Here is a 13,976-nt window from a genome sequence, read left to right on the forward strand (position 1 = left end):
ACTCAGTCCGCTGTCGCCTGCCCTTACAGAAATTCTCTGGCGGTTTCGATCCTGATCCCAGCACGAGATCCTGCGCATTCAGGTAAAACCTGTGGCGGTTCGCGACCGGGGTCAACGGTGTTTCCGGATGCAGTCCCACACATCTCTGCGACCGTCGCCCCCTTGCAAAGGCCGGAAGGACCACCCCGGCGGGGTTCAGGATGCTGACAGTGAACAGCGTCGCTGGAGCAATAATCCCGCTCCCGAGAGAGCGGTTCGAGGTCCTCTGCCTCAAACGGCAAGGCTTACTTCAAACTTAACCGTATGAAGGACCGACGGCGTCGATGATTGCATGGGTTCTAAACGCAGCCCCATCCGCAATCTCGCCGTCGCTCATCCCAACCGGACTGCGGTGACAGACCGACCACGCCGCGCACGCTGCATCGCAGGCGCGATCCTGTGTGTTCGTCGGGATGCCAAAGAAACACAGAGAACCGGAAAGATCCTCATCAAGGAAAGGAGCCGCAAAATCCCGAGAAAGACAAAGAGGACCTGACCCGAGGAGGGTCAGATTGCAGATCAAGAACTCAGACAAAGGCCAGAAAGAACAGGATTGCGATGGTGAAAGAAGACAGACCTCAAATCCCAAAAAGAGCAACGGCACCCCAGACAATCATCAATAATCAATCCCAAAACATTTTGACCCGACGCCGATGACATCGGCGGTCTTCATTCAGCCTGGACTACATTCATGACGACGACCCCTCCCAAAGGCATGCCGGTAACGCCGACGCCCTCTGCCGCCAGGATCGCAGACGCCCTCAGAGGTGCCGTGATCGGATATGACGCGATGCTTATCGCCTTGGCCGCCGAGTTGCGCGATCAGCTCACCCTCGCTCAGCCCGCCCGACCCGCCGCCATCTTCCTCCTCGCCGGCCCGGAGATTGCTCACGAGAAAGATGCAATCGCCCATGCACTTGCTGACGTGCTCGGTTACGACTGGGGCCTCTACAATCTCGCCGACCCCGATCTGACCGCTGCACGGCTATTTCGGTCTGGGCCGTCGGGTCCATTGCCGGGCTCGCTGCAGCACCAGCTTATGAGAGCGCCGCATTCCGTCATCGTGCTCGACCAGATCGAACAGGCCGAGCCCGAGGTGATCGAGCGCTTGGTCGCCTGCTGGCGTAGCGGCGTCATTCTCGATCCCGCGGGGATCCGGATCCCAACCGACGCGGCGATCTTCCTGCTGACGACTGCTGTTGCGCAGGACCGGCTCGGCCAGATCGGCCGGGACGGTCTGTCGTCCGATCAACGGCATCTGGCCTGCCTCAAGATTATGTCGGACGAAGGCTTGCCGGCCCATCTCCTACGACGTGTCGATGCCGCATTCTGCCTCGGGGGCATGAGCATGCATGATCTTGCCCGCGCATGCCGGCAGCGTCTGGAACAGCAAGTGGCCGTGCATGGGCTGAGCCTGGCGGGGGATGGCCTCGCCCCCGAGGTGCTGGCATGCGCCATGACGTCGGCACTCGGCGTCTCGTCCTTGGCATTCAGGCACCGCAGGGTCGCCCTCGACCGTCGCCTCACGCAATGTAGCGAAAGGGAAGTCACGCACATTCGGCTGGTGATGGACGGCGACGAGATTGGGGTCGAGCCGATTGATACGGCGGTTGCAGCCGAGAACCGCGAGCCTGACCAGCACCACTAGTCAGCGTACCGGCAACTTCTCCGGCACAGCAGGCTCGCGGAGAGCGCTATATCGTTCTTAGCCTCACGACACCTCAGCGGGACCGCAGCGATCTGCCGCGATCGCATCGGCGGGCCCTTCTTCAATCATCCAAAGCACCCATTATGACCGAACGACCCTTTCTTACCTTTGACGACATCGTCCGCCTTAGCGTCAGGTTCGCCCTGATCCTGTCGCACCCGAATAGCCCCGCCGCCCCCGGTCAGGTCCGACGCCGCCTGGATCATCTGTTGGATGAGATCGCGCCGGCCCCGGCACGCTTCCCCAGCGGTGCGCCTTCAGGCCCTGCCATCCCGGGCGCGGTGTTGCCGGATGCCATTATCTCGCTCGAGGACGGCCAGCCCTACAAGGATCTTTACGATCATCTGAGCAAACTGGGACTGAACCCGAAAGCTTATCGCCGGAAATGGGGGCTGTCGCCTAAGTACCCAATGATGGCCCCGAACGAGGTCGAGCGCCGTCGCCGATTGCGCGAGTGCTGTGGCCCGTCACCCTGCCGCCGGAGAAAGCGCGGGAGACCGCCTCGCCATTGCCCGTGATCACCTTGCTCACCTGATCAGCTGCAGTTTCCAACCGCGGCGTCGCGGCTCACCATCGTGGGACGTGCTCTGACTCGCGTCTTCGCGGTTCCTCGGCCTCTCAGCATGAGGCCCAGCCGGAGCGATCTTTTCCCCTGGGCTGGAGCTAACCCAGGGAAACGCTGTCACACTTCTTAATCCGTCAATTTTGGTAGGTCTTTTCTATGGCGCCCCTCCTCAGTCGTCCACGCTCAGCAAGCAGGAGCTCATCACGCTGATCAAGTCCGAGGTCGTCGGACAGGACGCCGTAGCCCATGCCGTCACGGCAAAGTTCGTGCGGCGCCACGCCTCCCGTCCAGCCGATCGACTGGTCGACGTCATTCTCCTGGTCAGGCCCAATAATAAAAAGGACCACCTGTCGATCGCCGGCAGCCTCATCAACGCACCTCCTGCCGAGGCAAAGGCATACGATCTATCATCCGACTGGGGCCAGGATCCCGAATTGCTCTTCCGAGCTGGGCCGTGAGAGGTGAGGTCGTGGCTCTGGTCGACCATTTGAAAGCGCAAGCCGACGACCGGGAGATGGTCGCATGAGCGACCACACGCTTGATCCTACCACGCGGCCCGAGGCGCATGCCTTCATCGACTGACTTATCGCTGACGGCGAAATCTTCGCCCGCTCGACGCGCGACGGCTGATCGTTCTGCTTCCGCTGACGAAGCGGACGCGGTTTTCATTCATAGGTGTCTTCAAGGGCAGCGGCGGCAACTTTAAGGGTCGGGCCGCCGGCGTCGGCAATATTGAGCCGAAGGGGGAGGGGAGGGAGAAACGGGTTGCTGTTGTTGCCCCCGAAAGATCGGACAGGATCACCCGGGTTGACGTGAGGCAATGAACTCACGTGGGGAACGATAGCCGAGTGCCTTGTGTGGGTGAAGGCTGTTGTAGTGCTCGAACCATAACGGCAGGCTCTCCAGTACGGTTCTCGCATCCGGGACCGGGCTGACGCGGGCGTAATCGCGCTTGATGGTGCGCACGAAGGCTTCTGCCATGCCGTTCTTTCAAGTCCAGGACTGCAGTTCGTGCTGACACTCAAGCGCGTATAGAGTTCGAGGTCACGCACCCGTTCCATCCGTGGCGCGGCCAGCGCTTCGTGCTGTCGACCCGCAAGCAGAACTGGGGTGAGGACCGCGTCATGTTCTACGACGCGGAGGGACGGCTTCGTTCGCTGCTTGCGTCATGGACGGACGTCGCCGGACCCGATGTTTTCATTCAGGTCGCGGCCGGCAGGTCGTTTGTGCGTCCCGATGATCTGGCAACCTTGGCGGCGTTGATCGCGCAAATCGAGCGCAGCCATGGCGGCTGACCGCGTGTCAGGCAATTTATGCCGCATATGTCAAGCTAATTATGCCGCTGCATGCAGACGTTGCCGTCGGCCCTGGCCTCTGGTTTGCGTTAATTTCCGGCATTCGTTCCGTATGGTAGCAGCCTTCATTAGATTGACACGTTCTCTGCTAAGGCGTAATTTGGCTTACATAGAGGGAAGAGGCTATACCATGCCCAACGAGACCAAACGCGATCGACTGCGCCATCTCGGAGCACTCAACCCTCGTCCCGAAGCTGTCCGCGCACCCTGGTTTCGTGAGTCCAGCTTCTTCGATCCTCTCGATCTCGTGCAGGTGAAGTACGAGATGCTGCGTTACGTCCAGGAGGACGGCGTCACCAAGGCCGATGCCGCCGCGCTTTTCGGTCTGTCGCGGCCAACCTACTATCAGGCCGAGGCCGCGTTCGAACGCGAGGGCATCACCGGCCTGCTGCCACGCCCCCGGGGACCAAAGTCAGCCCACAAGCTCACCGCCGAGGTTATGCAGCTCATCGAGCAGAACCAGCACGCGGGGGCCCCGTTGCAGGCACGATCCCTGGCGCAACTGCTGCATTCGACGCTCGGTATCAGTGTCCATCCCCGCAGCATCGAGCGCGCGATCGCCCGTAAAAAAAAACGGTGAGACCCATGCGCGCATCCCGACACTGCCGCACGGCTGCAAGGATTGCTATGAGACGCTGCGCGCCGCCGTCTTGTGCGGTCAGGCCTGCGTCAAGGACATGGGCGCCATCGTTTTTCATGGCTTTTGGCAAGGGCTGGCGGTGCTGATCGCGGCTCCTCAGCCTCCCCCGCCGATCCATCGGCGGCCGGAACCACCGCCCACGGCTTCGGCGGCAGTGCACGATCGCCAGCTCGTGCATATGCTCGCCAACATGGTGCTGGCAGCAGAGACGCGAGGCAATCATGTCTACTGATATTGCCATGAAGGTTGGCGCCGACCATCTGCGGCGTGATGCGTTCCTCTACGTGCGTCAGTCCTCTCTTCGTCAGGTGTTCGAGAACACCGAGAGCACCAAGCGGCAATACGCCTTGCGCGATCGCGCCGTGGCGCTAGGCTGGCCCATCGAACGTGTCCATGTCATCGATAGCGACCTGGGTCTCTCCGGCGCGCAGTCGCAGGACCGCGACGGCTTCCAGCACCTGGTGACCGAAGTGGCGATGGGGCATGCAGGGATCGTGCTGGGGCTGGAAGTGTCGCGCCTGGCACGCAACAATGCCGACTGGCACCGTCTCCTTGAGCTGGCTGCCATGTCGCGCACGCTCATCATGGACGAGGACGGCGTCTACGATCCGGCTTATTTCAACGATCGCATGCTGCTCGGGCTGAAGGGCACGATGAGCGAGGCCGAACTGCACATCCTGAAGTCGCGGCTGCAAGGCGGCATTCTCAACAAGGCACGCCGCGGCGAGCTCGAGATGCCGTTGCCGATCGGGTTGGTCTACACCCCTGACGCGCGGGTCGTGCTCGATCCCGACCGGCAGATCCAGGACACGGTGCGGCTCCTGTTCGATACCTTCCGCGAGACCGGCTCAGCCTGCGCTGTCGTGCGCCGCCTGCGGGGTGAGCAGATCCTCTTCCCCCGGCGGATCCGCCGCGGCATCGGCAAGGGCGACGTTCTGTGGAGCGAGATCGACCATTCCCGCGTACTCCAGATTCTGCACAACCCGCGATATGCCGGCGCGTTCGCTTATGGGCGCACGCGCACAGCCTACAATGCCAAGCTCAAGTCCGTGCAGCTGCGCGTGGCGAGATCCGATTGGCAGGTGCTTATACCCGAAGCCCACGAGGGCTACATTCCCTGGGCCGAGTACGAGCGCAATCAGACAGCCCTGGAACAGAACGCCGCCGGCTTTTCACCTGGCCTGCGTGGACGCATGCCTCGCCAAGGCAGCGGTCTGTTGCAGGGACGGCTGCTGTGCGGCCGCTGCGGTGCACGCATGCGGGTCCACTATGAGCCGTTCGAGGGGCGGCTGCGCCCGTATTATGTCTGCAACGAAGCGGTCGTGCGACACGCCGGCAAGCACTGCCAATGGGTGCGCGGCGCTCCGGTCGATGATGCGGTGAGCACGCTCCTGCTGGAGGCGATGGCGCCGGCGGCGATCGATGTCGCGCTCGCCGTGCAGCAGGAGATCACCCAGCGCGTGGAGCAGGCTGCGGCGCTGCGCGGCACGCAGCTGCAACGCGCCCGCTATGAAGCTGAACTGGCCCGCCGGCGCTACCTGAAGGTCGATCCGGACAACCGTCTGGTCGCCGACGCGCTGGAAGCCGACTGGAACGCACGGCTGCGTGACCTCGACGCACTCCAGCGCACGCACGAGCGCCAGAACGAGGCCGACTGTTCGCTGCTGGACGAGCCAGCGCAGGAGCGCATCAGGGCGCTGGCCGCCGATTTCCCGCGCATCTGGAATGACGAGCGCACCGGTGCCGTCGAACGCAAGCGCATGCTCGGCCTTCTCATCGATGACGTGACGCTGCTCGTCGACGAGCAGGTCAACATCCATATCCGTTGGCGCGGCGGGCGCACGCAGAGCCTGTCGGTGGCCAGACCACGGCCTATGTCAGTGATACGCAAGACGCCGGCAAAGGTCGTGGCGTTGATGAACGAGCTGCTGGAGATCGCCAACGACCGGCAGATCGCCGCCCGTCTCAATGAACTCGGGCATCGCAACTGGCGCGGCGAACCCTTCACGCTGAAGAAGGTCATGCTGGTGCGCCGCACCTATGGCTTGAAGAGCCGGTACGAACGGCTGCGGGAGAGCGGCATGATCACCGGCGAAGAAGTAGCCCAGCAGCTCGGCGTGTGCGTCTCGACCGTTCACCAACTCGGGCGGAAGGGCATTCTCAAGCGCCATCGATACGCCACCAACCATCGATACTTGTACGAACCGCCGGGCAACGTCAGACTCGAAAAAGGTGCCGGCAGCCGATATGGTGGTCGTCCGCCCAGATTAATTGTCGCTCAACCACTCCAACAAGGTGCATCGTGATGCCTGCTCCTTGCTTTGCGGACTCTGCACGGGTGTGGTCCTCGGCTCCAGTCCCATCTCTCGCGCCAGGCCCTTCGTCTCATGGGCGATGTAGCCCGAGCCATTGTCGGAGAGCCATTCGATGGTCTCTGGCAGTCGGTTCACCGGCCCAAAGCGGTATTCGACAGCGGTGATCATCAGATCCTGTACATCCTCACCCTTGATCCCTTCGGTCGTGGCCACATGGCCCAGCACCTCCCGGTCACAGCAGTCGAGCGCAAAGGCGACCCGCACCTTCTCGCCATTGTCACAGCCGATTTCGAAGCCGTCCGAACACCAGCGCAGGTTGGAGCGCTCCACGGCCACACGACCGTCGTGCCGGCGCGCCTCGGCCCCGCCGGCATGCCGCTGCAGCAGGAGACCGTGGGCCTTCATGACCCGGTAGACCCGCTTGTGATTGGGCGGCGCCCGGCCCTGCTCGCGAGCCTGGCGCACCAGAAGTGCATGCACGCGCCGATAGCCATAGGTCGGCAGGCTGCCGATGATCGCCTTGATGGATGCGACGAGTTCCTCCTCCGGCTCGGGCGGACGTCCCCGGCGCTTGACTGGTCGCCCTGCCGCTTGCTCGGCAATGTTCGAGCGGGCGACCTGAAGAGTGGCGCAGACGGCGCTCATCGCGAACCGCCCTTGGGCCATGACAGCGAGCGCAACAGCTGCTTTTTTGGCCCGGTGGCGACCTCCAGCGCCTCCTTGAGGATCTCGGCCTCGAGCGTCTTCTTGCCGAGCAGGCGCTGCAGCTCTCGGACTTGGTTCTGCAAGGCGCGGTACTCGGAGGCGGCAACGACCTCCTCCTGGGCACTGGTGGCGGTCAGTGCGCCTTGCGCGGCGAGCTTGCGCCAGCGGAAGAGCTGGTTGGGAGCGACCCCATGCCGGCGGGCCACCAGGCTGACGGTGGCGTCAGGTTCGTAGGTCTCCTGGACGATGGACAGCTTCTCAGAGGCCGTCCAGCGGCGGCGGTGTTGCGGTCCATCGAGGACCTCTAACTTCGAGGAAGAACCAGTCATAGCACCAACACTACTCCTATCTCTTAGCGAGGTGGGAGATCATGTCCGGTCAATTCGGGGGCTACTTCAGTTGCCCTCAACACATCGACTATCCATCGGATTGGCGGCTATGAGGTGACCCACACGCCCAGCCACATCCAGATTGAACTGATGTGGCATGAGACGCGGCTCGACCGCAGCGGCCAGAGCTGCGCACTCGTCTACGATGTTGCCACAGGTGAACCGCAGGAGATGCTGATCTCTCGACAGAGGACCCTTCAGCTACTGGTGATAAGCCTGTCTTATGTCTCTTATGTGCCTTGGAAGACGCGGTGACTTGAATGAACTCAGAAGGATGGGCGACGATCGCGCTCGCAACCGGGTTAATCATCCATGAAAGGATCGTCATCCGGCTGTGCGATGACCCTTTGACCCGTCTCAGCTAGATCAGCTCTTGTTGAGGCCATCGGAAGCCCCAAGCAACCACCGGCAGTGGAGCTCGTTTTCCTGAAAGTGTGGCGAGGTCATCGGTGAGGAAGTTGCGGAAATACTCCGGAGCAGGGTGGACCGATGGCCGCGAGCCGGTGTGAGATCGAATAACCCTGTCCTAATGATCATTACGAAGGTGGTGTAACATAGGGCGGTGTCGATCCTCGTGAGGAGGTGCGCGATGGAGGACAACGTGTGGCGTCCGGCGCATCTGACGCCGGGGCAGATGGAGGAGCGCCCCGGCTTGATGAGGAGGCCTGGGCTGATCTGGATCGGCTCCTGGACCGGGGTGCCCTGGCAGCGGGCTTTGCCACCGAGCGCTGGACCCTCCAGCGCATTGCGGCCCTGATCGAGCGCGAGTTCGGGGTGCACTATCATCCCGCACTATCTGGAGCGGCCGCTGAAGGCGCATGGATTTAGCGTGCAGCGTCCCGCCACAAAGGCCAAGGAGCGCGACGAACTCGTGATTGCGGTCTGGCCCAAGCGCGAATGGGTTGCTTTGAAAAGAAGGCACAGCGGGAGCGCCGCACGCTGCTCCTCCGGGACGAGACCGGCCACAGCTTCCGGGCCGCGGCCGGACACGACCTGGGCGCGGCGCGGGCTGCCCCCGCTGTTGCGGCGGGTGAGCAAGCGGCGCGAGGTCTCGAGCATCGTGGCGATCACGCCCGACGGGCGGCTTTATGCCCGCCACTTCCGCACCAGCGTCTCGAGCCAGACCGTGATCTCGGCCTTGCTCTATTTCCGGCGCAAGATCGGCACGCCGCTGCTGGTGGTCTGGGATCGGCTCAATGCCCATCGATCACAAGTTACCACTGCCTTCATCGCAGCTCATGCGCGGGACTTCGCGGTCGCTTACCTGCCGGCCTATGCCCCCGAACTCAATCCGGAGGAGCAGTGCAATGCGTGCGTCAAGCGGGCTATGGAGAATGCGTTACCCGAATCCGTCGCCGACCTGCACCGGCTGGCGCGCCGCGAGTTCGTCCGCCTGCAACGCCAACCCGAGATGATCGTCAGCTTCTTTCGTCATGCAGGCCTCTCCGTCACATGACATTCGTGAAGATCATTAGTCCGGCTTTTTCCTCCGACCATTGGCTGCACCTGGGTCCGGGTCCGGCGGTACTGGTAGGACCTTGCCTGTGAACTTCGTATAGAGTTCGCTTACCGCTTCGTGTTCCTTCGGTGTCCGAAGCTTCATAGTGATCAGTCGGGCGACAGACGCACCGAATTTCTCGGGATCAGCGTAGGCCAACTCGAGATACCACCGTCCGATGAGTATCTGCTGGGTTCGAACGAGCTCGTTTTCTTCTCGTCGCCGGGCACCCTGCAACTGTCGCTTCAACGCGACCTCTGCCCTCCTGCTCTCCTCGGTCTCTTTCTCTCGCTCACGGACCTTCTCAAGGAGAATCTCTGATCTCTTTCTCTTGCGGGCTGGAGGGGTGCTTTCTTGAGACCGGTTCGGAGCATCCTCAATTGGCGCCTGTGAGGTAGTGTTGTCGGCCTTACCATCTAATAGCAACTCATCGTTGGGTAGGGCATCGGGGGCTGTAAGCTCGGCGTTCAAAGCACTCCCGCCCGGAGTGCTTGGTGTCGCGTGAAGCGTTTTCTCGGCCCCTTGGGTCGGGTATGAGCTGGTCTGGTCGTTCTGGTCAGGCATTTGTGTTTCGTTCCGGGAGAAGGCGTTATCTGTATATAGTGCGTTCAAGACTCTATCCCTTTGCTGGGAAAGTTGGCAAGGTCTCTGTTGGAAAAGCGGAAGGGCGCAATTATGCAAACTTTGCGCGGCTGAGGCTCGAGGAGTTCGGGTGGCGGCGTCGGGCATATCGAGGAATGAATGGCCATAGCATTCTATAGAATGAGCACGGTCAAACGGGCGCAGGGCAGGAGTGCGCTTGCGGCCTCTGCCTATATTGCCTGTCAGCGTTTAAAGGATCGTCTGACGGGTGAAGTATTCGACTTCCGCCGGAAGGCCGGCTTGCATTGCGCCTTTGTTGTTGCCCCAGACGAGTGCAAAGTCGATCGTGAAGTTCTGTGGAATGCCGCAGAGGCTGCTGAGACGCGGAGCAATAGTGTGGTGGCGCGCTCAACGATCTTGGCTCTTCCTCATGAGCTGGATCAAGCGCGCTACGCGTCGCTGGTTCGAAAACACGCTCGCTATCTGGCAGAGCGCCACGGCGTCGCCGTGGATGTGGCTATCCACTTACCTGGGAAGGAGGGAGATGAGCGGAACTTCCATGCTCATCTTTTGCTCACAACCCGCGAAGTCGCGATCGGTCCCGCGGGTGATGTAATCTGCGGCAAGAAGACGAGGAAGCTGGATGAGCACCGGACCGGGTCCGCCATTATCAACGAGTGGCGGCTTCATTGGCAGGACTGTGTCAATGAAGCACTCCATCATCTGGGAGTGCAGATCGACGTCCGGTCTTACGCAAAGCAGGGCCTTGATCGCGTAGCAGAGGAGCATCTTGGTCCTGCCAGGACGAATCTTGATCGACGGGCGACCCGGGAAATTCTCGAAGAGGTAAGGACCGCGCGCCTTATCTATCTCGATGCTGTTTCTGCGGATGGGAGGTGGCGGCGGTTTGGTCTCGAGGCTCGAAGACGTCGCACGGAGAGTGCTGCGGCTGCCCCTTCGAAACAGGAGTTTGGCGAGTATCTCGAAAGGCAAGAGGAGGCTCAAACAGACGAACCGCTGTTTACCTCAGTCGGCAAGGTAACAGATCCGCTTATATCCCAGGAGGATAGCACTGAGACGATGCCTGGCTTGGAAGGAACTGCCGTCCCTGATGGAGCCAGTGCTGGCAGGGCCGAGGGGCCGATGAGGGACAACGAGCTTCCGATAAGCGGTGAAGGGGAGCCGCCCTCGGACCAGGAGATCGATTGCCCGTCTGATCCGGTATCTAAGGCCGTGTCCACAACGATGGCGCTCGGATCACCAGGAAATGATGGAGCTGATGCTCAAGAGAGTGCAGGGGATGGTCCAGAAATCCCGCCGACACGGACCCCGTCTCTGGAAGCGAGTGTGGGGCTAAAGCCTCTTTCCGGGTCACCCGCCACCCAAGGTGAACAGGACCAGCAATCGTTGATTCCTCATGGAGAGGAATCGGACAATTCTGTCGAGCCTATCGCCTATAGGGGCGGCCAGCATGTTCCGGAGGCTGTTGGTGAGCTGAGACACAGTGCGGGTCAGGCACATTCGCATGCGGACGTTGTCGGTCCCGAAAGCGTGACGGCTCCAGTTAGAAACATGATTGAACGCCTACGCGCGGTGTCTGAGGCGGCCAGAGAAAGGGAGGCGGTCAAACGGTCAATTGAAGAGCAGATCGCAGCTGATAGACGGTCACCCCGTAGTCCATCGAAATCGGCCGCTGCTAACAGCCCTGCAGCAAACCCTTTGACCGGCGGCCCTGCCATGCAATTGCCGCTGATGCAGCAGGATGCTGGGGGTGTCGGCGGAATGCCGCGATCCGGCTCGTCCAGGCCCGCATCGAAGGAAGCCCCGACTCAATCTCCTCAGGTCGGTAGCACCGGTGTCTTGCAGAGCGACCGAGCGAGAACGACTAAGCAAACGGCGCTCGGGTCGGAGCCTACCGTCGCAGAACTGATAGCAAAAGGGCAGGGCCGGCCAATAAGAAGTGTGCCGTCCCAGGACGCTTCAGCCTTGGGAGCCTCAATCACGGAATCGGTGGGGGCGCCTCTTGAAGGTAAGACCTCTGCCAACATCGAGGCGCCTTCCAGGCCTACCCGAGCACAAGATAAGGTCGTTTCTCCGGCCTCAGTGTTTGTTCAGCCGCCTACATCAGATATGAAGCAGCAGGACGCTAGCAGCGACATCAAAGGAATTGGGCAGGTGAGCGGTGAAAAGCAACAGCTCGCTTTAACCTCGCAAAATCTACCTGCATCATCGGATCCGATTAGCGCTCCCAAGATCAGAATCAGTCAAACCGCATCTGAGCGATCACAGGCGTTACATTCGGTTGGAGCACCGTCGGGTCAAGAACCCTCTGGGAACGCGCTCCGGAAGCCTTCCGGAACAAATCCAAGTCTGAGCTCTGACGTGTTATCGCCGATTCACGGTCAAGAGGTAGTAAGAGCCGTTCATGAGCCACCAGCTCCCGTCCACCGAACCGACCTAGGCAGGCTGGCGGATAGTCCTGCCGGTATCATAATCACGAGTGGAACATCTCCAACTTCAATGCCCGGCGAAGAAACGGAGAGTGTCGGAATAAAGAGTTCATCACTCCCTGATGAACCGGCTGTTGCACAGACGAAAAATACTGCCGCGGGTCCAGGTAAATCGCCAGCGCCAACTCCAGCTAGTTCCGCCGCCAAGGCCCCTGCCCCGAATAATCCCCGGTTCGAGGCAGGAATTAAGCCAGTTGTGGCAGAAAATTCCCATCAGCCATCCAGGCCGGCTGTAAATAATGTGCCGAAGCCGGAAAATGCCGCGCCAGGCACGGAGCCCGCGCGCGACAATTCAGGTTCGGCTGTGTCGAAGCCAGCAACAGCTGCCCCGGCTCCGTCGGCGCCGGCTCAAGCTCAGCGCCCGGCCGCTGCTCAAACCGACGCGAAACCTGGCCAGACGCAGGCACCTTCTCGCCCGGCGCAAGCTCCCGCGGCTCCGTCCGTCCGACCCACAGCTCCTCAGATCGGATCTGCGAAGGAGCCAGCCACGACTAAGGTCACATCGGCACCAGCCGCGGCTCCGGAAAAGGCACCAGCCCCCGCGCCTGCCCAAGCCCCGACTCCTCGTACTGAACCCGCTCGGCCGACACCTCGCGCGGAAACGAGCACCGGCAAACCTGACGGTGCAAAGGCGGCAACCGAGGCCAAGGCACCTGCTCGGCCTGAGAGGGCCTTTGTCGCACCCAAGCCATCCACGGCTGAATTGGGTCCTGCCAGGACACCCGGAGAACGATCTGGCGAGGGCTCGGACGCGAAACCTGCAAAGGAGAAGGCAGAGATCCGGGTCGGCAATCCTCTGTCTCCCGTCACTCCCAAGCAGATCGAGCCGATCCGCGTCGAAGGCACAAAGCCACCGAAGAAGCCAAAGCGCCGCGGCAAGGGCAGGGACGAGGGCCCAAGCATGTAATCGGAAACTGGACCAACCAGATTTGAAATGACACACAGCGCTCTCGCCCAAGTCTCTCACAGGACTGCAAGCGGAGGACTTTCTCTTTACCTGTTACCTGGCAGCAGATTGCGTGCTCGGCTAAACGGGCCAGCAACTCTTCTCGTGAGAAGGGCAGGGCATCGGGTTCGGCTATGCAGCAAGGAGTGATGCGGAACCCGGGCCGAGATCAGGCAGCAAGGAAGAGCTCATTCTCGCGCCAAGCCGCGCAGGTTCGTCTGGCGTTTGGACGTGCCGTCGCGATGCGCTCCTGAAAGCGCGTTTGAGCCTCGTTGAGAAGACGGGGTTTTCGGGCGAGGGGCTGCGCGGCCGTTGGGGTGTCCTGCACCATTGCGGCAGCCGCATACAGGTCAGTTGTTGCAGCATCCAGGCCGGGATCACGCTCGAACAGGACGACTAAGCCTACTAAGTGCTGTCTGAGGAGCGTCTGCAATTCACACAGATAGGGCAGTTCGCCTCCGAACTCGATGGCCTTCACTGTTGGCGAGATCAAGGCCAGCTTCTCTTCAATCGTGTCGGTGAAACAATTTTCCGCCATAAGCAACCGTCTCTAGGTAAGAGGGAGCCCGCGCAGCCCTTGAGACACATCGGCCAGCATGCGCTCTCATGGTTAACCATCGGTTTCACTCGGCTGCGGGCAGCGACACAACAGCAGCCTGCCATCACTCCATAGCAATGTGCTCAAGCGCACGTTCGTTGGCACAGTCCTCGCTCATACTCCTCA

The 13,976-nt window shown here is 61.4% G+C and carries 12 protein-coding genes and 2 pseudogenes; 10 read left to right on the forward strand and 4 right to left on the reverse strand.

All coding sequences use genetic code 11. The features are described from left to right. Positions 1 to 730 precede the first annotated feature (730 nt). From JO965_RS36180 to JO965_RS36190, 3 genes are all read left to right on the forward strand, one after another. Positions 731 to 1,687, forward strand: coding sequence for an AAA family ATPase (locus tag JO965_RS36180; protein ID WP_203445667.1), 957 nt, complete (start codon positions 731 to 733; stop codon positions 1,685 to 1,687). A gap of 143 nt (positions 1,688 to 1,830) precedes the next feature. Further along, entirely contained in the window at positions 1,831 to 2,265 is a 435-nt protein-coding gene (locus JO965_RS36185; protein ID WP_203445668.1) for a MucR family transcriptional regulator, read from the forward strand. A gap of 187 nt (positions 2,266 to 2,452) precedes the next feature. Next, entirely contained in the window at positions 2,453 to 2,770 is a 318-nt protein-coding gene (locus tag JO965_RS36190; RefSeq protein ID WP_203445669.1) for a hypothetical protein, read from the forward strand. A 340-nt stretch (positions 2,771 to 3,110) separates the two neighbouring features. Here JO965_RS36190 and JO965_RS36195 read toward each other — a convergent pair. Next, a pseudogene (locus tag JO965_RS36195) lies at positions 3,111 to 3,299 on the reverse strand (integrase core domain-containing protein); the annotation flags it as partial. A gap of 95 nt (positions 3,300 to 3,394) precedes the next feature. Here JO965_RS36195 and JO965_RS36200 point away from each other — a divergent pair. The 4 genes from JO965_RS36200 (at position 3,395) to JO965_RS36210 (ending at position 6,613) form a co-directional block, all read left to right on the forward strand. Next, complete coding sequence (locus tag JO965_RS36200; protein ID WP_246776543.1) at positions 3,395 to 3,607, forward strand: DUF5372 family protein; 213 nt, start codon at positions 3,395 to 3,397, stop codon at positions 3,605 to 3,607. Positions 3,608 to 3,797: 190 nt separating this feature from the next. Then, a complete protein-coding gene (locus JO965_RS48510) occupies positions 3,798 to 4,247 on the forward strand; it encodes a helix-turn-helix domain-containing protein (RefSeq protein ID WP_246776544.1) in 450 nt (149 codons plus the stop codon). 97 nt (positions 4,248 to 4,344) lie between these two features. Then, positions 4,345 to 4,539 carry a hypothetical protein gene (locus JO965_RS48515; RefSeq protein WP_246776545.1) on the forward strand — a complete coding sequence of 65 codons (195 nt, stop codon included), beginning with the start codon at positions 4,345 to 4,347 and terminating at the stop codon, positions 4,537 to 4,539. Next, positions 4,529 to 6,613 (forward strand): recombinase family protein, encoded by a 2,085-nt coding sequence (locus JO965_RS36210; RefSeq protein WP_203439340.1) that lies wholly within the window; start codon positions 4,529 to 4,531, stop codon positions 6,611 to 6,613. The genes JO965_RS48515 and JO965_RS36210 overlap by 11 nt, the downstream gene beginning before the upstream one ends. On the opposite strand, the pseudogene JO965_RS36215 reads toward JO965_RS36210, so the two are convergent. Further along, positions 6,614 to 7,656 (reverse strand): annotated as a pseudogene (locus JO965_RS36215) (IS3 family transposase); the annotation flags it as partial. A 663-nt stretch (positions 7,657 to 8,319) separates the two neighbouring features. Here JO965_RS36215 and JO965_RS36220 point away from each other — a divergent pair. Further along, positions 8,320 to 8,544: a winged helix-turn-helix domain-containing protein gene (locus tag JO965_RS36220; RefSeq protein WP_203445670.1), complete on the forward strand. Its 225-nt coding sequence runs from the start codon at positions 8,320 to 8,322 to the stop codon at positions 8,542 to 8,544. A gap of 1 nt (position 8,545) precedes the next feature. Next, a complete protein-coding gene (locus tag JO965_RS36225) occupies positions 8,546 to 9,172 on the forward strand; it encodes a transposase (RefSeq protein WP_203445671.1) in 627 nt (208 codons plus the stop codon). Between the two features lie 15 nt (positions 9,173 to 9,187). On the opposite strand, the gene JO965_RS36230 is transcribed toward JO965_RS36225, so the two are convergent. Beyond that, positions 9,188 to 9,778, reverse strand: coding sequence for a hypothetical protein (locus JO965_RS36230; protein WP_203445672.1), 591 nt, complete (start codon positions 9,776 to 9,778; stop codon positions 9,188 to 9,190). Positions 9,779 to 9,976: 198 nt separating this feature from the next. Between JO965_RS36230 and JO965_RS49760 the strand changes: the two genes are divergently transcribed. After that, the gene (locus tag JO965_RS49760; RefSeq protein WP_203445673.1) at positions 9,977 to 13,213 is read left to right on the forward strand and encodes a MobA/MobL family protein; all 3,237 of its coding nucleotides are present in this window, start codon (positions 9,977 to 9,979) and stop codon (positions 13,211 to 13,213) included. A 208-nt stretch (positions 13,214 to 13,421) separates the two neighbouring features. On the opposite strand, the gene JO965_RS36240 is transcribed toward JO965_RS49760, so the two are convergent. After that, positions 13,422 to 13,790 (reverse strand): hypothetical protein, encoded by a 369-nt coding sequence (locus tag JO965_RS36240; protein WP_203445674.1) that lies wholly within the window; start codon positions 13,788 to 13,790, stop codon positions 13,422 to 13,424. Positions 13,791 to 13,976 lie beyond the last annotated feature (186 nt).

Origin of the sequence: Microvirga sp. VF16, assembly GCF_016864375.1 — a bacterium.
Lineage (GTDB): Bacteria > Pseudomonadota > Alphaproteobacteria > Rhizobiales > Beijerinckiaceae > Microvirga.

Bases quoted from the DNA above. Each gene is read 5' to 3' on its own strand.
- JO965_RS36185 (WP_203445668.1), top strand. From the start codon at position 1,831: ATGACCGAACGACCCTTTCTTACCTTTGACGACATCGTCCGCCTTAGC.
- JO965_RS48515 (WP_246776545.1), top strand. From the start codon at position 4,345: ATGGGCGCCATCGTTTTTCATGGCTTTTGGCAAGGGCTGGCGGTGCTG.
- JO965_RS36210 (WP_203439340.1), top strand. From the start codon at position 4,529: ATGTCTACTGATATTGCCATGAAGGTTGGCGCCGACCATCTGCGGCGT.
- JO965_RS48510 (WP_246776544.1), top strand. From the start codon at position 3,798: ATGCCCAACGAGACCAAACGCGATCGACTGCGCCATCTCGGAGCACTC.
- JO965_RS36230 (WP_203445672.1), bottom strand. From the start codon at position 9,778: ATGCCTGACCAGAACGACCAGACCAGCTCATACCCGACCCAAGGGGCC.
- JO965_RS36240 (WP_203445674.1), bottom strand. From the start codon at position 13,790: ATGGCGGAAAATTGTTTCACCGACACGATTGAAGAGAAGCTGGCCTTG.
- JO965_RS49760 (WP_203445673.1), top strand. From the start codon at position 9,977: ATGAGCACGGTCAAACGGGCGCAGGGCAGGAGTGCGCTTGCGGCCTCT.
- JO965_RS36180 (WP_203445667.1), top strand. From the start codon at position 731: ATGACGACGACCCCTCCCAAAGGCATGCCGGTAACGCCGACGCCCTCT.